Raw genomic sequence first — 21005 nt, forward strand, 5'->3', positions numbered from 1 at the left:
GCTCATCCGACTCGGGTCAAACTCGGCGGTTGCCAGCTGCCATCGAGCGCGCGGTCCTCTGGAACATAGAGGCGCAGCGCGAGCCGAAACGTCCCTGATTCCGGAATCGGCAGCCAATTGCCATACGGCACCTCACCTCCCGGATCCTCGGCCTGGATGGCGAGTTCCAGCGCACCGTCCGGCAGCGGTACGACGGGACGCTGGTGGCCGACCGAGTAGATGCCCGCGCTATTCGGCACCAGGAAGCGCTGCGCGGTATAGGCGGTCAGCGACCAGAAGGCTCGCGCGGGCGGTGTCTGCCCGGCCGGGAAATACAGCCGGTACCGGCGCGGCGCGCCCTGCTCCCCCGCATTCGCGCTGATCTCGGGATAGACGGCATCTCTGGGCAGATTCGCGCCGAGCGCGGTCCACGCGGTGGAGGCGCGCAACCGGTAATCGGTGCCATATGAGCCGAGGTTGGTGGCGAAGTCCCATCCGTTCTCGTGCCTGGCCTTGGGATTGGCGAAGTCCGGAATCTGCATTTGGCCCGCCGCAACCGCGGCGTCGAGATCCGCGGCCGGCGCACCGTACACCGTGCCGCCGGGTCGAATGCCGATCGTCGAAAACCGCTGCAGTGCTGGGGCGTCGGCGGCAGCGGGCGGATTGATGAGCATCAGCGCGCATAGCCGCTCGAAGAAGGTGCGTCCATCCATCCGCGCGACCTGTTGCGGCGGCGCGATCGGGGCGGCAGTGTCCGGATTGATCAGCGGGGTCGGTCGTTCACCGCGCAGCCAGGCGCTCAGCGGCGCCATCAGCACCTGACGCTGCAATCCCTCGGCGGCGGCGAGATCGGCCTGATCGCGCTGTTCGATGCGGCCGATCAACCACGCGGTCGCGGTGGGCATCGCCAGTTGAGTCAGGTTATCCGGCAACGTGTCCGACCAATTGGGGCCGGTGATCACGTAGCTGTACGGCCCGGTGTGTCCGTCCTTCACCTGCGGTGCGACGCTGCTCGGATCGTGGGTGGTATTGGTCCAGGCGTCCATGATCTGCATGACCCAGTACCGGCCGCCCTCCATTTCCGGAACCTGCAGCACCACCGGTTCGTCTCGCAGATCGAGCCAGCCCGTGGCGTAGAGGGTGTCGACATTCGGCATGACCACCGCGGTCATCCTGGGATCGACCGGGCCGAAGGCGCCGATCCGATTGGCGGGCAGGCCCGCGATATTCGCCTGCAGCGTGACATCCATCAGCACCAATGGATAGCCGAAGACATAGGCGTCGATCGCGACCGAACGCGAATCGCCCGGCGGCACACTGCTGGAACTCGCCGCACCGCCGGACTCCGTCGATTTGCCGCACGCGACCAGGCCCGCGCCTGTAGCGGCACCGGCCAGCAGCATAGATCGCCGCGACACCTCACTCATGGCGTTCTCCCTAACTTCCCGATCAGGTCGGACAACTTCGAGAGATCAGCCGGAGTATAGCCACAGATTTGCCGTAAATCGGGCAAGCGGCGGTGAAGTGCCGTGCCGCGGGTCAGCCGGTGCCGAGAATCGAATTCATGATCACGCCCGCTCCATGATCCCGTCGTCGTGCGGTCTGGCAAGGTCGCAAGTGAGTGACTGCGCGGTCGCGGAGAACCCGATACCATCCTCGGTGAGCGAATTACTCCCTTGTCCCGCATCCAGAATGAGCAATCCGAATGATCCTGGCCGCCGTTTACGACACTTGGGCGCAGATCGGCAACCCCACCCCCGAGGCTCCGCCGGTGTCCGATAAGTTCCTGCAATTGGTCCGCTATCTGACCTGGTTCGTGCTGCTCGCGGGCATCTGCGCCATCATCTACGCCGGTGGCCGCTTCGCCTGGGAGAAGTGGACCGGCGGCGGCCTGGAATCCCCGAAGATGGTGGCCGGAGCCATGATCGGCGGCGTCGTCGCCACCAGCGCGGGCACCATCATGAACGCCGTCATCGGCTGAGGTCGCGGCGGCGGTTGCGCTCGGCTTCTTTCGATTCGCCGACGATTCAGCGCAGGATGCCCGCTCGTGTTGCGGCCCGGAGCCAGTCCGGGAACTCGCCGAGCAGGCGCGCATAGAGCTGCGCGTCGTCCACCTGGTCGATGTCGTCGAGGGCGAAGAAGCCCGCGTTATCGACTACCCGATCCGGCATTTCGTCGAGGGTGCGCAGCAGGCCGTAGTTGGCCCTACCGAGGCCGACGAACTGCCAGAACGCGGGCAGGCGGGACGCGTCGCGCATGAGTGCGGCGATTTCGCGCTTCTTGGCGAAGCCACCGTCGGTGAAGAACAGCACCAGGGTCGGTGTGTCGCCGGGGCGCAGCGAGGCCATGATGTCGCGCATGATCGGCAATTCGTCATTGCGGCCACCGATTCTGGCGTAGTCGATGCCCGCGTGCGTGCCGGTGAGGTGCAGGAAGGTCTGCGCCCAAGCGTCGCCGTGCTCGACGGTGATGTCGGGGAGTTTGGCAAAGGACAATGCGTAGAGGTAGGCCTCCAGGGTGCCGTCCTCGTCGAGTTGGGTCGCCACCGGGATCATCCGCTGCACGACGCGGTGCACGACCTGGTTGCTGTATTGCCTGCTCATGCTGAGGGTCTTGTCGATGACCAGGATCACACGGGCCCGAATTCCGAAGGCGCTCTTGGTGATCAGGACCTTGGCGACTTCGCGTTTGCGCAGGTCGAGTTGGGCGCGCTTCTCGAAGGAGAGCCTGGCCTCGCCAGGGACGGTGCGGACTTCGGGCACCGCCGCTGCGCTGGGCATCGCAGGCGCGGATCCGGCAGCCGCGGGCTCTTCGTCGACGCTGACCCCGTGGTCGGTGACCAGCGCGGCGAATCCACCCGCATAGCCCTGACCGACCGCACGGACCTTCCACTCGGAATTGCGTCGATAGAGTTCCAATGCGATGACGACCGACTCGCTGCGGAGACCGTTGATCACGTACTCGTACAGCGAATTTCCGGATCCGTCGGCCACCGTCACGACGGGCGGGGCGAATTGCCCGAAAGTTGCTCTGGCATCGTCAAGGGTGATGACCACCCGGATCTGAGCGATCTCCGCCGGTATCGCGGCCGCGGAAATGGCCAGCGACGCAGGCGTTCCGGGCCGCAATTCGACACCGGGGGCATTCGGCTGATTGAAGAATACGAAGTCGGCGTCGGTGCGCACCCGGCCTGCTTGGTTCACCAATAACGCCGAAACATCGACCGCGGCCGCAGATCGCACGCAGACAACGACATTCGGCACCGCCAGCGGGCCGTTCTGTCCCTTGACGAGTGATGTGCCCACTGAGACTCCTTGCCGTGCCCGGACCAGACCCGTCCAGACTAGGCCGCCTCACAGACCTCTGAGCAGCGTCAGCACATCCAATGCGACTTCGACGGAATCGCTGAGCAGCCGGACCTCCGCCGCCGTCGCATCGTGCAGTCCGGGATCCTCTAGCGCCAGCCCGTTTCCGTAGATGACCACGTTGTATCCGAGATCCGCTGCCCGCAATAGCGGACCGGTCGCGACACCCGCGCCGAGCAGCAGGTCCAGTCCCTCGCCGACGAAATAGAACCGCCACAGCGGACCGAGATCCCCGTTGTAGATCTCCTTGGTGCGATCGATGATCACCTGCCCGGAGGCCGCGATGGCATCGACGATCTTGAAGTAGTCGGGCGCGTTCTGCGGCCTACTCCCAACGGTCGCCACCGAATACGCGAGATCGACGGTCAGATGGGCGTTGTAACCCGCCATGGCGACGCGGGCCGGCGATACCTCACACCGGCTGGCCAGTTCGAAATACCGCGCCCAATGTGGCTCGACGGGTGCGCCGGTGAAGGCCGCGTGCACATTGTTCAGGAACCGACCGAGCAGTTCCAGGCTGATCGCATGCGCGTACTCCCGATCGAGAAACGCACCGGGATCACGCTGCAACGGCATTACGGCCACCTGCTCGACACCGTCGAGCCCGAGCGGGAACAGCCCACGCCGATCCCGGTGCGCGACCAGTATTTCGGTGATCTCATGATGGCGCCGCACCGCGATCTCCAACCGCTGCAACGCATCTCCGGCCAGCGTACCGGTATCGGAGAGCCGCGCGATGGCGTCCATCTCATCCGAGGACAGCGGCGTGCCACAGACCGCTGGATCAACCTGCGCGACCGCCGCGGGACTCATCCCGACCGACACCACGAGCACCGCACTGATCAGCCCGAAGACGGCCGTTCGCAAGGGAATCCGCACCGCCGAAGTCTAAAGCCCGATTCAGGTTTCCGCCGGGTGCCGCCCCGGGCTACCCGACGAACTCGCGATCGCCGTATCGGACGGTGGCGGCATTCCAGGTGCCGCCCAGGGCAGTGATGAAGCGCTGGGTCAGGCCGATATCGGCGATATCCGCGACCAGGATGAGACTGCCGGATTCGGTGACGGACCCGCCGACAAGGTGCTCGCGCGCCTGCTGATCGGCGACGAGGGCGTCACGGAATCGGCGCACATCGACGCCCGCGACCTCGACGGTGAAGGCGTCGACTTCCGGCGCGGTGCTCAGCAGGGGTCGGAAGGTCAGCACCGACTCCTGCTGGAATCGAGTGCGAACCTGATCGCCGATGCGATGCAGATCGGCGGCATCGACGCAGGCGAAGTGGAACTCGCGGGACCGCTCGTAGGTCGCCTGCTGCCGCTCATCGGACCAGAAAACGCCGCTCACCAATGTGGAACCCACCGGCAGACCGACATTCACCAGCGCGATCCCATCGACCTGAAGCTCGAACACCTCCAGCCGATTCCGCAACCGCGGATCATCCGGATCGGTAATGGTCGCGGTGTTATCGGTCGCGAACAGCTCCGCGGTGGCCTGCAACGGATTCCCCACCGCACAGGCGGTCGGCGCGGACTGCGCCGGTCCCCCGACCAGAACGGTACCGATAAGAAAGGCGACAACAACGCCCGCAACGCGCGACACGATCATCTGGATCCTCTCCGATATCGACGAGCCCCGCAAGATCACCACACACTATCGCGACCGCACTTCAGCGCGGGCGTGGATCGCGCTTCGACCGGGACCAGCCGAAGGTCAGCGCTACCGCGCGCTGCCAGTTGTCGTATTCGTCCTCGCGGTGGCGCGGGTCCATTTGCGGGACCCATTGGCCCGCGAGGCGCCAATTGCTGCGCAGACCTTCCAGGTCGGGCCAGTAGCCTACGGCGAGTCCGGCGGCGTAGGCGGCTCCGAGGGAGACGGTTTCGGCCACGAAAGGTCGCATGACGGGGATGTCGAGGACGTCGGCGACTATCTGCATGAGCAGGTTGTCGGAGGTCATGCCGCCGTCGACGCGCAGCGTGCGGGCTTGCAGGCCGGAGTCGGCGTTCATGGCGTCGACGACTTCGCGGGTCTGCCAGGCGGTCGCCTCCAGCACGGCGCGGGCGAGGTGGCCCTTGTTGATGTAGGAGGTCAGACCGATGATGAGACCCCTTGCGTCGCTGCGCCAATGCGGTGCGTACAGGCCGGAGAAGGCGGGCACGATATAGCAGCCGCCGTTGTCTTCGACTGTGCGGGCGAGGGTTTCGATTTCGGGCGCGCTCGACACGAGACCGATATTGTCGCGCACCCACTGCACCAGCGATCCAGCGACCGCGATCGGCCCCTCCAGCGCGTACACCGGTTCGGGCTCGATCTGATAGCCGATCGTGGTGAGCAGACCGTGTGAGGACTGCACCAGCTCACGCCCGGTGTTCATCATGAGGAAGCCGCCCGTGCCGTAGGTGCATTTGGTTTCCCCACGGGCGAAACAGGTTTGGCCGAACAGCGCGGCGTGCTGGTCGCCGAGCGCCGCCGCGATCCGGATGCCGGGCACCACGCGGCTGGTCGTCCCGTAGGACGCGGTCGACGGCTGGATGCTCGGCAGCATCGCGGCGGGAATTCCGAAGAACTCCAACAGTTCCCGATCCCAGGCGAGGGTGCTGAGGTTCATCAACAGCGTGCGGCTGGCATTGGTGACATCGGTGCGATGCACGCCGCCGTCCGCACCGCCGGTCAGATTCCAGATCAGCCAGGTCTCCATGGTGCCGAACAGCACTTCGCCGCGTTCGGCCCGATCACGCAGTCCCGGAATGGTATCCAGCAGCCAGCGCAGCCGCGGCGCGGCGAAATAGCCCGCCAGCGGCAGGCCGCACAATTCGCGGATCCGTTCCGCACCCGGCTTGCTTTCGAATTCGCGCACCAGGTCATCGGTGCGCACGTCCTGCCAGACGATCGCGCGCCGGATCGGCACACCCGTGCGCCGATCCCACACCACCGTCGTCTCACGCTGGTTGGCAATGCCGAGGGCCGCCACCTGTTCGGCGGAAATCCCGGACTCCCGCAGCGCCTGCGGGACGATCCGCTCGACATTGCGCCAGATCTCCATCGCATCCTGTTCGACCCAGCCGGGGCGCGGGTAGTGCTGCTGGTGTTCGCGCTGGGCGACACCGGCCAGGCGGGCGCGCTGATCGAACAGGATGCACCTGGTGGAGGTGGTGCCCTGGTCGATCGCCAGCACATAGCGTTGCGACATCGGCTGCTTCCTGTCGGAGGTGAAATTCGGTTCGGTGGAGCGTGATTCGGATCGAGCTGATCGCTTCGAGCGACCTGCAAGCAGTCGCTACGGAGTGCGAAACTCAGTGCCCGGCACCGAGATCCCGCGATACCGCGTACGCGGCGTCGCGCACCTGAGCGACCAGCGCCGGCCGATGCCGCAGTTGCGGATCGCAGAGCCGGTCGATCGTGCCGCTGATCCCGATGGCGCCGACCACGAGTCCGCCATGCGCACGGATCGGCACCGCGATACCCGCGATGCCGGACCGGAATTCTCCGGTTTCCCCGGCCCATCCGGCCTGCCGAACCGCGGCCAGCGCCCGCGTGAGCGCCGCCCGATCAACGATCGTGCGCCGAGTGAGCGGCGCCAGCTCACCGGCGCGGACCGCGGCGACCAGCTCGGCGTCATAGGCGAGCAGCACCTTGCCGAGCGCGGTCGCGTGCGGCGGCAGCAGTTCGCCGACCTCGAGCGCCTGCTCGGTATTGTCCGGGCGGAAGACATGGTGCACGACCACCACGCTGCCCTCCGCCGCGACCCCGATCCGCACCGACTCACCCGTGCGCGCGGCCAGGGCATCGGCCCAGTTGATCGCCCGCGAGCGCAGTTCGTTGTTGTCGAGATAGCTGGTCCCGAGATGCAACACCGCCGCCCCGAGCTGGTACTTGCCGCTGACCTGGTCCTGTTCGACGAATCCGACACCCTGCAACGTGCGCAGGATGCCGTGCGCGGTCGGCTTTGCCAGCCCGAGCGCGCCCGCGATCTCACCGACCCCGAGACGGCCGGAACCCCGAGCGAGCAGCTGAAGAACGGCCGCCGCTCGTTCGATCGATTGGATCGGGCCGGGCATAAGCGGAAACCTATCCGGAAGCTTTTGATTCGACAATGTCGAACACGCAGGGACCGTCGAGCAACGCACTCGCTACGTGATGTGACCTGCGCCATAGTGACCTCCATGGTCGCTGGACAGTAGTGACGGCGCACAGCGATGGCCACCGCACCCGTTCGGCATTGTCGAACGCGAGCTATGTCCGGTTCGGCAAGCCGGTCGTAACGTCTGCCTAGCAGCCGCGACCGCGGCAGGCTTTTGCAGATGGAGGTTCAACGGTGAACTTCGGTTCGATATTCGTAAGCGAGGCACTCGGCACAGGGATCCTGGTGCTGCTCGGTGTCGGCGTGGTCGCGAATGTGTTGCTGACCAAGTCCAAGGGATTCGACGGCGGCTGGTTGTTGATCAATATGGGATGGGGTCTCGGCGTCATGGCCGGGGTGTATGCCGCTTATAAAACGGGCGGCCACCTCAATCCCGCGGTCACCATCGGCATTCTGTTCAGCGGTGCGCAAGAGTACGCGCCCGGTGTCGATATCTCGGCGGTCAACACCATCGCCTATCTCGGCGGACAGACGGTCGGCGCCTTCCTCGGCGCGAATCTGGCCTATCTGACCTATAAGCGGCACTTCGACGCCGAGACCGATGCGGACAAGAAGCTGGCGGTCTTCGCCACCGGGCCCGCGATCCGGGCACTGCGGTGGAACTTCGCCACCGAGGCGATCGGCACCTTCGTCCTGGTTCTGGTGGTCCTGGCGTTCGGCCACACGCCGACCGGGTTGGGCCCGGTCGCCGCGGCACTGCTGGTCGTCGGCATCGGCGCCTCGCTCGGCGGCCCGACCGGCTACGCCATCAACCCGGCCCGCGACCTCGGGCCGCGCATCGCGCACGCACTGCTGCCGGTCACCAAAGCCGCGCCGGCGCGGTCCGCGCGAGTCCCGGCCGTGGCTGGTGTGGGATATGCCGAACCCCTGCCCGAACGTCCAATTGAGCCCCGTCGCAAGAACTCCGACTGGTCCTACGCCTGGGTGCCCGTACTCGGTCCGCTGGCGGGCGGCGCGCTCGCCGGGCTCGCCGCGCAATTCCTGTTCTGAATCTCCTTCTCCTAGTTCATTTTTCCGAAAGGACAACGATGAGCCAGTACGTCGGCGCCATCGATCAGGGCACAACGAGCACGCGCTTCATGGTGTTCGATCACGGCGGCAACGAGATCGCCCGCCACCAGCTGGAGCACGAGCAGATCCTGCCGCGCGCGGGCTGGGTGGAGCACAACCCGACCGAGATCTGGGAGCGCACCCGATCGGTCATCCAATCCACCCTCAACAAGGCGAATCTCGTCGCGAGCGATCTGGCCGCGGTCGGTGTCACCAACCAGCGCGAAACCACCGTGGTCTGGAATCGCCGGACCGGGCGCCCGTACTGCAATGCCATCGTCTGGCAGGACACCAGGACCGATAAGATCGCCGCCGAGCTGGAACGCGCGGGCCATGGCGAAATCATCCGCCGCAAGGCCGGCTTGCCGCCCGCCACCTACTTCTCCGGCGGCAAGCTGCGCTGGATCCTGGACAACGTTCCCGGCGTCGCCGCCGACGCCGAAACGGGCGAGGCGATCTTCGGCACCACCGACACCTGGCTGCTGTGGAATCTCACCGGCGGCATCGACGGCGGCGTGCACGTCACCGATCCGACCAATGCCAGCCGCACCATGCTGATGGATCTGGAAACCTGCGACTGGGACGAAGAACTGTTGTCCCTGTTCGGAATTCCGCGCGCGATGCTGCCGACCATCGCACCGTCATCGAATCCGGAACTGTTCGGCAAGACCCGCGCCGACGGCCCGTTCGGCGGCGAGGTGCCCCTGGCCGGTGTGCTCGGCGATCAGCAGGCGGCCACCGTCGGTCAAGTGTGTTTCCGTCCGGGCGAGGCCAAGAACACCTACGGCACCGGAAACTTCCTGCTGCTGAACACCGGAACCGATATCGTGCGCTCGCAGCACGGACTGCTCACCACCGTCGCCTACCAGCTCGGTGACGAGAAGCCGGTGTACGCACTCGAGGGTTCGATCGCGGTCACCGGCTCGGCCGTGCAGTGGCTGCGCGATCAGCTCGGCGTGATTTCCGGTGCGGCACAGAGCGAATCGCTGGCCAGGCAGGCCGAGGACAACGGCGGGGTGTACTTCGTGCCCGCGTTCTCCGGGCTGTTCGCACCGTATTGGCGTTCGGATGCGCGCGGGGTCATCGTCGGCCTGTCCCGCTACAGCACCAATGCCCATCTCGCGCGGGCCACGCTGGAGTCGATCTGCTACCAGACCCGCGATGTCGTCGAGGCGATGGAGGCCGATTCCGGTGTGCGCCTGGACACTCTGCGCGTGGACGGGGGCGTCACCGCCAACGAACTGTGCATGCAGTTGCAGGCCGACTTCCTCGATGTGCCGGTCTCACGGCCGGTGGTAGCCGAGACCACCGCGCTCGGCGCCGCCTACGCGGCCGGTCTCGCCGTCGGATTCTGGAGCGACACCGACGAACTCGTACAGAACTGGCACGAGGACAAGCGCTGGACGCCCACCTCGACCGAAGAGCAGCGCGAACGCGGTTACGCCCGTTGGAAAAAGGCGGTCTCGCGCACGCTCGACTGGATCGACGTCGACGACTGACCCTTTCGAGCGACGGCAAGCAATCGCTGGTCCCGAATCTCGAAGACTTCGTAGCACCGAATCAAGGAGACATATCGTGTCCGCACGTCTGGACCCGAACTACCGCGCCAATGCATTGAACGCATTGGGCGACAATGAAATAGATGTTCTCGTCATCGGCGGCGGCGTGGTCGGCGCCGGTGCCGCCCTCGATGCCGCCGCCCGCGGCCTGACCGTCACCCTGGTCGAGGCCAGGGATTTCGCGGCGGGCACGTCGAGCCGTTCGAGCAAGCTCATCCACGGCGGCCTGCGCTACCTGGAACAGCTCGACTTCTGGCTGGTGCGTGAGGCTTTGAAGGAACGCGGCCTGCTGCTGCACCGACTCGCCCCGCATTTGGTGCGCCCGGTGTCGTTCCTGCTGCCGCTGCAGCACCGGGTGTGGGAGCGCGCCTACATCGGCGCGGGCGTCGCACTGTACGACACCATCGGCGGAGCCAGGGCGCTGCCGATGCACCGACACCTGTCCCACACGCGCGCAATGGAATTGGTGCCCGCACTGCGCGACGATGCGATGATCGGCGCGATCCGCTACTTCGACGCCCAGGTCGACGACGCCCGCCACACCATGACCATCGCCCGCACCGCCGCCCAGCACGGCGCGACGGTGCTCACCCGCACCAAGGTCACCGGGCTGCTGCGCGACGGTGAGCGGGTCATCGGCGCGCACGTCACCGATCTGGAGACCGGCCGCGAATACACCGTGCGCGCCCGCCGGGTGATCAGCGCGACCGGCGTGTGGACCGACGAGATGAACAAGATGACCGGCGTGGAATTCCCATTCCACGTGCGCATGTCGAAGGGCGTGCACATTCTGGTACCGCGCGAACGCCTCGACCTGGATACCGGTCTGATCATGCGCACCGAGAAGAGTGTGCTGTTCGTCATCCCGTGGGCCCGGCACTGGATCATCGGCACCACCGATACCGACTGGGCGCTGGACAAGAACCATCCGGTCGCCAGCGACGCCGATGTGCAGTACATCCTCGACCATATGAATGCGGTGCTGCGAGAGCCGTTGACCCGCAACGACATTGTCGGCACCTACGCGGGTCTGCGCCCGCTGCTGTCGGGCGCGTCCAGCGATACCGCGACGCTGTCGCGGGAACACGCTGTCGCGGAACCGGTTCCGGGTCTGCTCGTGATCGCGGGCGGCAAGTACACCACCTACCGGGTGATGGCCGCCGATGTGGTCGACGCCGCCGTCAAGGGCCTCGGCCGCGCCGCCGCCCCGTCGGTGACCGAACACCTGCCGCTGCTCGGCGCCGTCGGCTATCAGGAACTGGCCGCCGATGTGGACAGCGTCGCGCAGCGCGCGGGCCTGCCTGTCGCGACCGTCGAGCATCTGCTCGGCCGCTACGGTTCGGGCGTCTCCGAGCTGTTCGACCTGATCGCCGCCGAACCGGAGCTGGCCGCACCGCTCCCGGGCGCCGACAAGTACCTCGGCGCCGAGGTCGTCTACGCGGTAACCCATGAGGGCGCACTGCATCTCGACGACGTCCTGACCCGCCGCACCCGCATCTCGATCGAAACCGCGGACCGCGGTCTGACCGCCGCACCGGCTGTGGCCTTCCTAATCGGCGCCCGACTCGGCTGGGACGCCGCAACCACGGACCGCGAAGTCACCCGCTACCGCGAGCGAGTGGAGGCGGAGCTGGCCGCGAACAAGGCCGCCGACGACGAGTCGGCCAACGCGGCGCGCTTGGTCGCCGTCGCCTGATCCGAGCCGACACCGGCCCTGTGCGGTAGTCGCCGCACGGGGCCGAGTCGTCTCAGCCCCACTGCGCTGGCTTCGGTTCCCATTGCTCGGCATCTGTTAGGTCAGCCCGATATCGAGATCGTCGCCTCGTCCATCACCGGCGGACCGGGAGTCGCCGTCGGCACGGCCGCGCAGATGCCCGAGCCGATGTCGAAAGGCTTTGCCATAACCTGCGCTTGGCCCAGTTGTCCCGGGCTCGGTATCGCGCCGCAGGGTGACAAAAATGCACGGGCGCGGTGCCGGAATTGGACTCAGCTGTCCAGCGGACTGATGACCCGGGGCACTCGTTCCAACTGCCTGGCTCCCCTCCGGCGGCTGGCCCAGCCTCTGGAGCCGCGCCGCCGCCCGCACTGGCGGAAATACATATTCATCCGAAAGGCGGACTGTTCCGAATGTAGGTAAGTAATCATCGACGTTCGGAATGAGGTAATCCATGGGCACATATCCGCCCGCAGCTCCGGTTCGTCCCATATGTCGGCGTGCAGCAGCACTCGTTCTGGCGAGCGCGGTTCCCCTGTCCGTCGCCCTGATCAGCAGCGCACCAGCGACCGCCGGTCCGCAGCCACTCGCCACACCGACGCTCTCGCAGACTCCATACGGACCTGCGCTCGTCGCCGATCCATCGGCTCCGGCCGACGACCCCGCCGCATTCGCACCCTTGCCGCTGCGCAACGCCATTGCATCCGTGGCCGATCCGCACTTCGCGGCGCCTGACGGCACGGACGCGGCACAGCCGAGCCGAGACCCGCAGCAGTTGGACCTCACGCTCGTCACCGCCACTCCCGACAACCGCGTCCGCGTCGGCAATCTCCAGGTCGATCGCCCGGACTGGCTGGCGCCCGACCAGGCCGCCCAGATCAACGACGCGTCCGCGGGCACCGAAGCCGCGCTGTCCCAGGCCCTGCAGTCGGTGGGTGTCGAACGCGCTCGTTCCAACCAGATCGCCAGTGATGTCGTCGGTGACGCGCTCGTCGGCGCGGCGGTGGGCGCCACGGCGTCGACCCCACTCGCCGCCACCAGTGCCGTCGTCGGCGCGGTCTCGGGTCTCCTCGCGGGACTCGTATTCGCCCCGGCGGGCCTGGTGGTCGTCCCCGTTATCGGCGCGGCCATCGGCTACGCGGTGATCGCCGCCCCGTGCGCCGCGATCGGCGCCGCCATCGGCGCGGCCGTCGGAGCCATCGCCGGCGCCGTCTCCCCGATACCGGCCGAGGAGCAGCCGATAACTTCATAGCGCACGTTGCGCGGCAATTGCCGGGTATGACCGTTGCCGCGGGTGGACAATCCTCGCGTGAGCCCGTTACGACGTATCAGCCGAGCGCTGCTGGCGTTCGCGCTGATCGTGCTGGCCGGAACCGTCGGCTATGCCGTTCTCGGATTCGGGTTGCTGGATGCGCTCTATCAGACAGTGACCACGATAACGACCGTCGGCTTTCGCGAGGTCCACCCGTTCAACGCGGTAGGCCAAGTGTTCACGATGGTCCTGATCCTCGTCGGTGCGGGCACTGCGCTGTATCTGTTCGGTGTCGTGCTCGAGGCGCTCATCGAGGGGCACTTACGCCAACATATGGAGAGGCGACGCATGGACCGCCGGATCGACCGGATGTCCGGTCACATCATCGTGTGCGGCTGGGGCCGGGTCGGCCGCTCGTGCGTGCAATACCTCAGTGGACTCGGTAAACAGATCCTGATCGTCGATCGCGATGCCGCACGCCTGCAGGATCTCGAATACCCGAATGTGCTCGGCGATGTCACCGACGACAGCACTCTCGAGGCTGCCGGAATCGACCGCGCTCGAGCCCTGATCGCGGCGCTCGACAGCGACGCCGACAACGTCTACGTGACCTTGTCGAGCCGGGCGCTGCGACAGGATCTGGTCATCATCGCCCGTGCGCGCACCGAGAGTTCGAAGTCGAAACTGCTTCGGGCCGGGGCGAATCGGGCCGTGAACCCGCAACTGATCGGGGGCCGCCGGATGGCCGCGTTCGCCCTGCAACCCAACGTGGCCGAATTCCTCGATGTCGTCATGCACGACGAGACACTCGACTACCGGATCGAGGAAGTCGAGATCGTCCCCGACTCTTCTTTGGTAGGCCGTTCCCTGAAGGACACGGCATTGCGCCAGACGACCGGCGCACTCGTACTGGCCATCCGAACGTCAACCGGCCAATTCATCGCAAACCCCACCGGCGAAACCAAGCTCATGGCCCAGACGATTCTGATCGTCCTCGGCACCCCCGCCCAGCTCGACGCGGTCCGCGAGCTCGGCGGCAGCTGAGCCCAGGGCACAGCGGGCGCACCCGACCAGGTGGAGTGCCGATGAGCGGCACTCCACGTCGGGGTCGAACTAGTCCAGGAAGACCGGCAGCACGCGGTGTCCGTTGGAGATGAAGCTGCCGACCGGGGCCAATTCGGACGGGTCTACGGCCAAGCGCAGGTTCGGGAAGCGCTCGAAGATGGCCGGGAGGGCGATGGTCGCCTCTAGGCGGGCGAGCGGTGCGCCGATGCAGTGGTGCGCGCCGTGACCGAAGGACAGGTGTTCCTTATCGGCCCGGTGCACGTCGAAGGCGCCGGCGGTGACGCCGTGCAGTTTCGGGTCGCGACCCGCGGCGGCATACGAGGCGAGGATGGCCTCGCCCTTGGCGATTCGGATCTCGCCGATCTCGATATCGTCGACCGCGTAACGCAGCGGCAGATGCGCGACCGGCGCCTCATAGCGCAACGTCTCCTCCACCAGATCCGACCAGGGCACTCGGCCCTCGACCAGATCGGCGCGCTGCTGCGGATGGGTGAGCAGTGCGAACAGCGCCTGGTCGAGCAAATTGACCGTGGTCTCGTGCCCGGCATTGATGACCAGCATCAGCGTGTCGACGAGTTCCTTCTCGCTCAGGCGCGAGCCGTCCTCCTCGTCGCGGGTGGCGATGAGCACGCTGGTGACGTCGTCGCCGGGCGTCTCGCGCCGGTAGGCCACGAGTTCGCTGACCAGACGGTACATCTCGAGGTAGTTGGCCTGTGCTTCCTCGGGTCCGAACGAGGTGTCGAAGAAGCCGTCGACGCACTTGCGCATGCCGGGGCCCAGATGTTCCGGCACGCCCATCATCTCGGTGATGATCTCGATCGGCACCGGGTAGGCGTATCCCTCACGCAGGTCCGCTGATTCGCCCTTCGGGGTGGCCGCGAGCGCGTCCAGCAGGCCCGCGGTGATCGCCTCGATGCGCGGACGCAACGCCGTGGTGCGACGGTGGGTGAATGCGGGCGAGACCAGCCTGCGCAGGCGTCGGTGGTCGCTGCCGTACGCGGTGAACATATTGTCCACCGCGACCCACGGATGTAGCGGCCACTCCTGGGTGATCTCACCATTGATGAACGAAGTCCAGTGCTGCCGAGCGTCTTTCGACACGCGCGGGTCGGCAAGCAGACTCTTGAGCACGGCGGCGTCGGTCACCGACCACGCGGGCACGCCGCCGGGCAATGCGACCAGCGCGACCGGCCCGCGCTCCCGAATCCGCTCGTTCTCGCCTTGGATATCGGCGCCGGTCAGGTCCAGGACTATTGGTTCATGCTCCATCGTTATCTCCTTAGAACACTGGCAACGGAGGGGACTTGGGGAAGCGGACCGGCAGCGCCGCCAGGGCCCGGTGGAACGGGCCGGGCCGCCAGTCCAATTCGTCCATGGGCACGGCCAACTCCATCTCGGGGAGCGCGTCGAGCAGCTGATCGATGGCGTCCTGCACCACCAGGTAGGCAACGGATTTGGCGGGACAGGCGTGCGGGCCCGCGCCCCACGCCAGATGTGAGCGGTTGCCGGTGCGATCTCCGCCGCGGATCGCCGGATCGTTATTGCACCCCGAAAGGCTGACGACGACCGGCTGATGGGCGGGCAGCCAGGTGTTGTCGATCAGGATCGGCTGGCGCGGGTAGGTGATGCTGAAGTTCGCCATCGGCGGGTCGTTGAACAGCACCTCGTCGAGCGCGTCGCGGGTCGATAGGCTGCCGCCGAGCATTTCGCCGCCGAACCGGTCGTCGGTGAGCATCAGCAGCAGCGTGTTGGTGATCAGGTTCTGCATCGGTTCGATGCCCGCGCCGTAGAAACTGATCAGCTGGCATAGCATTTCGGTATCGTCGAGCTTGGACGGGTGGTGCGCCATCCGCGAGGTGACGTCGTCGCCGGGCTCGGCCCGCCGCAGCTGCACCAGTTCCATCAAGGCCTCGCTGAGCATCGCCATACCCGCGGCGGCCTCGACGGTATCGAAGAGCATCGCCATACCGGTCGCGACCCGCTGACCCAGTTCCGCTGAGCAGCCGACCATCTGGTTGAGCACCTCGAAGACGACCGGCAGCGCGTATTGGGTGACCAGGTCGACCGAACCGGCCTCGCAGAAGGTATTGATCACCGGTATGGCGATCTTCTCGACCGTCGAATGCAGTGCGTGCAGGTCGATTCCGTCGATGCTGCCGGTGTATGCCTGCCGATAACGGGCATGCGCCGCACCGGCATTGCGCAGTGCGTTCGGGTACCACATCATCATCGGCTTGACGGGTGAGTCGTCGGGAATCGTCTGTTCCCAGGTCCGCGGATCGGCCGGAAAGTGCTCCGGATCGTTGAGGATTCGCAGCGCGGTCTGATATCCGACCACCAGGGTGGCGGGCACCCCCGGCGCCAACTCCATCGGAACCAACGAACCGTACTGGCTGCGCGCATCCCGGTAGGCCCGATGCGGGTCGGCCGCGAACTCCGGAGTATGCAACAACACTCGGGGTTCGGCGGAGTCCAGGGGTGAGCCGTGCAGAACTGGGCAGACTCCGGTCGCGGTGGTGTGGACAGACTGTGGCGTGGTCAAAGACTCGACTCCAGACGTTGAATCAGGAAGGGGGCCAGGATCAATGAAAGCACTGCGGCGATAACACAGCCTGCGGCCACAGCACTCAGTTCAGCCCTCCTTGCGACGCCGACCATAAGTGACCCCGGCCCATGGGTCCGCGCCGAGATCCGAACCCTGGCCGGGCAACCGCAGGTCACTGGAGTCGCCTCACAGCCTCTGCAGGACAGGCGATTTCGATACGCAATCACCGGACGCCCTACCAGCCGCCCAGAACTCGACGACCCGCCAACGTTATCAGCATCACCAAGAAGTCTCTGCCGATCCGTCACCAACCGCCCCGCGTCATCCGCGAATCCACCGCAACCGGCAGACATGCCGAACAGCTATCGTCACATCGAGCCGCTCACACCACATCCCTGGCACATCGAGGGGGCATATGGTGGCTGTCCGGGCCCTACCGAACCACCATTCGACTACCGTCGACGGCCCTGCGGCCGGATGCGGGCGTGCGGGTGCGGACGTGGTGGGGTCAGGCGCGGCAGTAGCGGTCGATGAAACGGCTCAGTATTTCGCCCGGGGCGGTGACCGATTCCCGATGACCGAGCTCGATCAGATCTTCGGCCTCATGCGGTTGGAAATAGCCTGCGTGTCGATAGACTTCGATGCGCAGCTCGAGTCCATCACTGTCCAACTCGGGATGGAATTGAGTGGCGTACACATGCTGCCCGACGCGAATCATCTGCACCGGGCAATCGGCCGATCCGGCCAGCAGCACCGCACCGGGTGGCACTTCCTGGCAGGCTTCTTTATGTCCGACGAACGCTCGGAACGGCTGCGGAATACCCCTCAGCAGCGGATCCACGCTACCGAACTCGGTCACCTCAATGGTCTGCGCGCCGACCGGCTCACTGTATTGCTGGTCGCTCACCGGGCCGCCGAGCACATCGGCCAGGATGCCCAATCCGTAGCAGGCGCCCAGATACGGGAAATCCCGGCCGACGATCTCGGTCATCAGCTTTTTCAGCTTGGGTTCGAATCTCCTCTGGTAACCGTATTTCGCGGCCTCGGGGCTGCTGACATTGCTCGGCCCGCCGCCGACGATGACCGCCGAGAAATCGTCGAGGTCGAGGTCGGGGAATTCCTCATCCATCAGCACGCGCACCGTGTCACCGGCGTCGAGATCGGCGATGCGCAGGATGGCGCGGTATTCGTCGTCCGCGGCGGCTCGCTCGGGTCGCAATTGCAGGACAAGACACGGCTTGGTCATGCATCAGATTGTGGAAGATCGGGAGTCAGTTTTCATCCAACACCGCCTGTAAGAATTCGCGGGTCCGGTCCTGCTGGGGATCGGTGAAGATCTTCTCCGGGTCACCGTCCTCGAGCACTCGACCGGCGTCGAACATCATGACGCGATCGGAAACCCGGCGAGCGAACCGCATTTCGTGGGTAACGCAGAGGAAGGTGATCTCGGTATCGGCCGCGATATCCGCCAGCAGATGCAGTACTCCGGTCACCAACTCCGGGTCGAGCGCCGAGGTCACCTCGTCGAGCAGGAGCACTTCCGGTTCCATGGCCAATGCCCTGGCGATGGCGACCCGCTGCTGCTGGCCGCCGGACAGGTGCGCGGGGCGGGCGTCGATTTTGTCGGTGAGCCCGACCAGTTCGAGTAACTTCCGCGCCCGCTCCTCGGCGGCGTCCTTCGAGTGGCCCAGGCCGCGGATCGGGCCTTCGGTGACATTGCGCAGCACGGTCATATTCGGGAACAGGTTGAACTGCTGGAATACCATGCCGATCTTTCGGCGCATCCGGCGCAGATGCGCCGTACCGGCGGGCACCAGTTTGTCACCGCGCTGCTGGTGGCTCAGGAACTCGCCGCCGACCTCGATGGTGCCCCCGTCTATCCGCTCGAGCGCCATCAGCAGGCGCAGAATTGTCGTCTTGCCCGAGCCGGACGGCCCGATCAGGGTGACGAATTCGCCTGGCGCAACGGAGAAATCGAGTTTGTCCAGGCACACCGTAGCGCCGTAGCGCTTCTCCACACCGGTGAACCGGATCATCGGTTCAGACACGTCGTTCCAACTTTCGTACCAGGATCGAGCACGGATAGCTCAGTGCGAGGAAGGTCAGACCGGCCGCGAACCAGGCCTCGGGTCCGGCGCCACCGGTATCGGCGGCGTATTCGGTTTTGACCTGGTAGACCATGTCGAGGATGACGATCGAGGACAGCAGCGGCACCTCTTTGAACATGGCGATCGTGTAGTTGCCGAGCGCGGGCAGCACCCGCGGCACCGCCTGCGGGAGAATCACATCGATCCAGGTGCGCGTGCGCGGCAGATTCAATGCCGTGGCCGCCTCCCATTGCGCCGCGGGCACCGCGTCGATGCCCGCGCGGAATACCTCCGAGGTGTAGCAGGCATAGTGCACGCCGAGCGCGGTAACACCGACGACCATGCGTTGGGCGTCGATGGAAAGCCCGCCGAGCAGATCCGGCCGCACCACCCAATACAGCACGAAGATCTGCACCAATAACGGTGTGCTGCGGATGAATTCGATGAACGCCCAGAGCAGCTGATCGACCACCGGAATCCGCAGCCGCCGGATCACAGCGAAGACCAGACCGAGCACATACGCGACCAGTGATCCGAGCAGGGTGTACTCGATCGTGACGCGCAGCCCGTCCCAGATGAAGGGAAAGGCCTCGAAAAAGCGGTCCCACCGCCATTTCTCCATCAGACCCCCACCCGCGCCGAAAGCCCGATACTCGACCGCTTCGGCTGCCGCCCGACCCGCCGTGCCGCCAGTCGCTCCAGCATCCGCATGATCAGCGTGACGACCACCGCGATGAGCAGATACACCACCAGTTGGATCGCGTAGATGAGACCGAGTTCGCGAGAGAACGCGGGCACCGCACGCAACTCATCGGCCTTCTTGAACACCTCCGGCACCGCGATGAAGCTCAGCAGCGCAGTCGCTTTCACCAGCTGGATGAACAGATTGTTGAACGACGGCAGCATCTCCACCACGGCCTGCGGCAGGATCACCCGCCACATGCGTTGCGCCGGTGACAGATTCAGCGCGATCGCGGCCTCGACCTGCGACTCGGGCACGGATCTGATGGCGCCCCTGACGATTTCCGCGCCATAGGCACCGTGGTTGAGACCGAGCACGATGATGCCGATGACCAGCAGCCCCTTCGCCGTCGCCCCCAGCGATACGCCGAAGAAGATCGGTATCGCCACCGCGAAGAAGAACAGCTGCACCACCTCCGAGCTCCCCCGGAATCCCTCGACGTAGCTGCGGGTGACGAACCGCACCGGCGTCCAGGGCGACAGCATCGCGATCCCGGCGACGAAGGACAGCACGACGGTCAAGGCGATGCCGCCGACCGCCGCCCACAGCGTGAAGGGAAGGCCCTGGAATACCCGCTCGAGGTAGGTCGAGAAATGCGACGACACGAGGTCAGGCCGTGCAGTACTGCTCGGCCGTGGCCGCCGGATCGGCTTCGTTGGCCTTGGTCAGCCCGAACGGCTCCACCAGCTTCAGCCATTCACCGCTTTCGTGCAGAGCGCGCAGCTCGCGGTTGAAGTCCTCGCGGAATTTGTCGTCGCCGATGCGGAAGTTGAAGGTGCCGACGTCTGGTTTGCTGCCGAAGCGGAAGGACGGGCCGACCTCTAGTTTCGCGTCGGGATTATTCTTCACCAGCCAGGATGCGGTGACGTCGAGCATCGCGGCGCCGTAGACGTCCTTATTGCGCACCGCGCGCAAGATGTCGTCCTGTTTGGCCATCGGCTCGACGAGTTGGGATGGCACACCGGCGGTTTGGGCGTAGCCGTTCTCGACCGCACCGCCGAGGGTGGCGATCCGGATGTTCTCCCTGGTGATGTCTTCGAAGCGAGTAATGTTGCGTGGGTTGCCTTGCGGCACAAGGAATGACGAACCCACCTGATAGTCGGGTGTGGCGAATGCCGAGCTCTGGCAGCGCTTCGGGTTGATGAACATCCCGGCCGCGACGAATGCGTAGTTCTTCGCCCGGACGCCGTCGATCAGGCCGTCGAAATCGGTGACCACGCCCTCGATTTCATTGATGCCGAGCTTCTTCAACACCGCACGGGCCACGGTTGGCGCGTATCCGGTCAGTTGACCGTCCGCGCCGAGAAATGCCCAGGGCGCCTCGTTGGCGAAGCCGACCTTGATCTTGCCGGAGGATTTCGCGTCCTCGTAGGTCACCGCCGCCGCATCGTCGCCGCCCAATCCACAGCCCGACAAAACCACCAGCGTGGCAGCGGCCACCGCGGCGGCCATGGCGCGCCGCAACCGCCCACGCGAACCCCCGAATTCGATCTTCATGACTCGTCCTTCCG

General features: G+C 65.8%; 19 protein-coding genes. 6 read left to right on the forward strand and 13 right to left on the reverse strand.

What is annotated here, in order from left to right; all coding sequences use genetic code 11:
• Positions 1 to 2 precede the first annotated feature (2 nt).
• A complete protein-coding gene (locus ACHQ4I_RS32550; RefSeq protein ID WP_420775710.1) occupies positions 3 to 1406 on the reverse strand; it encodes a DUF1254 domain-containing protein in 1404 nt (467 codons plus the stop codon).
• 278 nt (positions 1407 to 1684) lie between these two features.
• Between ACHQ4I_RS32550 and ACHQ4I_RS32555 the strand changes: the two genes are divergently transcribed.
• A complete protein-coding gene (locus ACHQ4I_RS32555) occupies positions 1685 to 1960 on the forward strand; it encodes a hypothetical protein (RefSeq protein ID WP_420775711.1) in 276 nt (91 codons plus the stop codon).
• A 46-nt stretch (positions 1961 to 2006) separates the two neighbouring features.
• On the opposite strand, the gene ACHQ4I_RS32560 is transcribed toward ACHQ4I_RS32555, so the two are convergent.
• From ACHQ4I_RS32560 to ACHQ4I_RS32580, 5 genes are all read right to left on the reverse strand, one after another.
• Positions 2007 to 3284, reverse strand: a complete 1278-nt coding sequence (locus tag ACHQ4I_RS32560; RefSeq protein WP_420775712.1) for a vWA domain-containing protein — start codon at positions 3282 to 3284, stop codon at positions 2007 to 2009.
• A 48-nt stretch (positions 3285 to 3332) separates the two neighbouring features.
• Entirely contained in the window at positions 3333 to 4223 is an 891-nt protein-coding gene (locus tag ACHQ4I_RS32565) for a DUF5995 family protein (protein ID WP_420775713.1), read from the reverse strand.
• Between the two features lie 49 nt (positions 4224 to 4272).
• Positions 4273 to 4947: a hypothetical protein gene (locus ACHQ4I_RS32570; RefSeq protein ID WP_420775714.1), complete on the reverse strand. Its 675-nt coding sequence runs from the start codon at positions 4945 to 4947 to the stop codon at positions 4273 to 4275.
• Between the two features lie 61 nt (positions 4948 to 5008).
• Positions 5009 to 6529, reverse strand: a complete 1521-nt coding sequence (gene glpK / locus ACHQ4I_RS32575; protein ID WP_420775715.1) for a glycerol kinase GlpK — start codon at positions 6527 to 6529, stop codon at positions 5009 to 5011.
• Between the two features lie 103 nt (positions 6530 to 6632).
• Positions 6633 to 7397 (reverse strand): IclR family transcriptional regulator, encoded by a 765-nt coding sequence (locus tag ACHQ4I_RS32580; RefSeq protein WP_420775716.1) that lies wholly within the window; start codon positions 7395 to 7397, stop codon positions 6633 to 6635.
• Between the two features lie 257 nt (positions 7398 to 7654).
• Here ACHQ4I_RS32580 and ACHQ4I_RS32585 point away from each other — a divergent pair, with 257 nt between their 5' ends.
• The 5 genes from ACHQ4I_RS32585 (at position 7655) to ACHQ4I_RS32605 (ending at position 14099) form a co-directional block, all read left to right on the forward strand.
• Positions 7655 to 8470, forward strand: coding sequence for an MIP/aquaporin family protein (locus ACHQ4I_RS32585; protein ID WP_420775717.1), 816 nt, complete (start codon positions 7655 to 7657; stop codon positions 8468 to 8470).
• A 38-nt stretch (positions 8471 to 8508) separates the two neighbouring features.
• Entirely contained in the window at positions 8509 to 10029 is a 1521-nt protein-coding gene (gene glpK / locus ACHQ4I_RS32590) for a glycerol kinase GlpK (protein WP_420775718.1), read from the forward strand.
• 76 nt (positions 10030 to 10105) lie between these two features.
• Positions 10106 to 11785: a glycerol-3-phosphate dehydrogenase gene (gene glpD, locus ACHQ4I_RS32595; protein ID WP_420775719.1), complete on the forward strand. Its 1680-nt coding sequence runs from the start codon at positions 10106 to 10108 to the stop codon at positions 11783 to 11785.
• 472 nt (positions 11786 to 12257) lie between these two features.
• The gene (locus ACHQ4I_RS32600; RefSeq protein ID WP_420775720.1) at positions 12258 to 13055 is read left to right on the forward strand and encodes a hypothetical protein; all 798 of its coding nucleotides are present in this window, start codon (positions 12258 to 12260) and stop codon (positions 13053 to 13055) included.
• A gap of 57 nt (positions 13056 to 13112) precedes the next feature.
• Entirely contained in the window at positions 13113 to 14099 is a 987-nt protein-coding gene (locus ACHQ4I_RS32605; RefSeq protein ID WP_420775721.1) for a potassium channel family protein, read from the forward strand.
• 69 nt (positions 14100 to 14168) lie between these two features.
• On the opposite strand, the gene ACHQ4I_RS32610 is transcribed toward ACHQ4I_RS32605, so the two are convergent.
• From ACHQ4I_RS32610 to ehuB, 7 genes are all read right to left on the reverse strand, one after another.
• Positions 14169 to 15389, reverse strand: coding sequence for a cytochrome P450 family protein (locus tag ACHQ4I_RS32610; protein ID WP_420775722.1), 1221 nt, complete (start codon positions 15387 to 15389; stop codon positions 14169 to 14171).
• A gap of 10 nt (positions 15390 to 15399) precedes the next feature.
• On the reverse strand, positions 15400 to 16662 hold the full coding sequence (locus ACHQ4I_RS32615) for a cytochrome P450 family protein (protein ID WP_420775723.1): 1263 nt from the start codon (positions 16660 to 16662) through the stop codon (positions 15400 to 15402).
• 511 nt (positions 16663 to 17173) lie between these two features.
• Positions 17174 to 17911, reverse strand: a complete 738-nt coding sequence (locus ACHQ4I_RS32620) for a glutamine amidotransferase (RefSeq protein ID WP_420775724.1) — start codon at positions 17909 to 17911, stop codon at positions 17174 to 17176.
• 25 nt (positions 17912 to 17936) lie between these two features.
• A complete protein-coding gene (gene ehuA / locus ACHQ4I_RS32625; RefSeq protein ID WP_420776070.1) occupies positions 17937 to 18701 on the reverse strand; it encodes an ectoine/hydroxyectoine ABC transporter ATP-binding protein EhuA in 765 nt (254 codons plus the stop codon).
• Between the two features lie 4 nt (positions 18702 to 18705).
• Entirely contained in the window at positions 18706 to 19374 is a 669-nt protein-coding gene (gene ehuD, locus ACHQ4I_RS32630; protein WP_420775725.1) for an ectoine/hydroxyectoine ABC transporter permease subunit EhuD, read from the reverse strand.
• Complete coding sequence (locus ACHQ4I_RS32635; RefSeq protein ID WP_420775726.1) at positions 19374 to 20099, reverse strand: amino acid ABC transporter permease; 726 nt, start codon at positions 20097 to 20099, stop codon at positions 19374 to 19376. Before ACHQ4I_RS32635 ends, ehuD begins: the two co-directional genes overlap by 1 nt.
• Before the next feature lie 4 nt (positions 20100 to 20103).
• A complete protein-coding gene (ehuB, locus tag ACHQ4I_RS32640; protein ID WP_420775727.1) occupies positions 20104 to 20991 on the reverse strand; it encodes an ectoine/hydroxyectoine ABC transporter substrate-binding protein EhuB in 888 nt (295 codons plus the stop codon).
• Between the last annotated feature and the right edge of the window lie 14 nt (positions 20992 to 21005).

The organism is Nocardia nepalensis, from assembly GCF_048910785.1.
Classification (GTDB): domain Bacteria; phylum Actinomycetota; class Actinomycetes; order Mycobacteriales; family Mycobacteriaceae; genus Nocardia; species Nocardia nepalensis.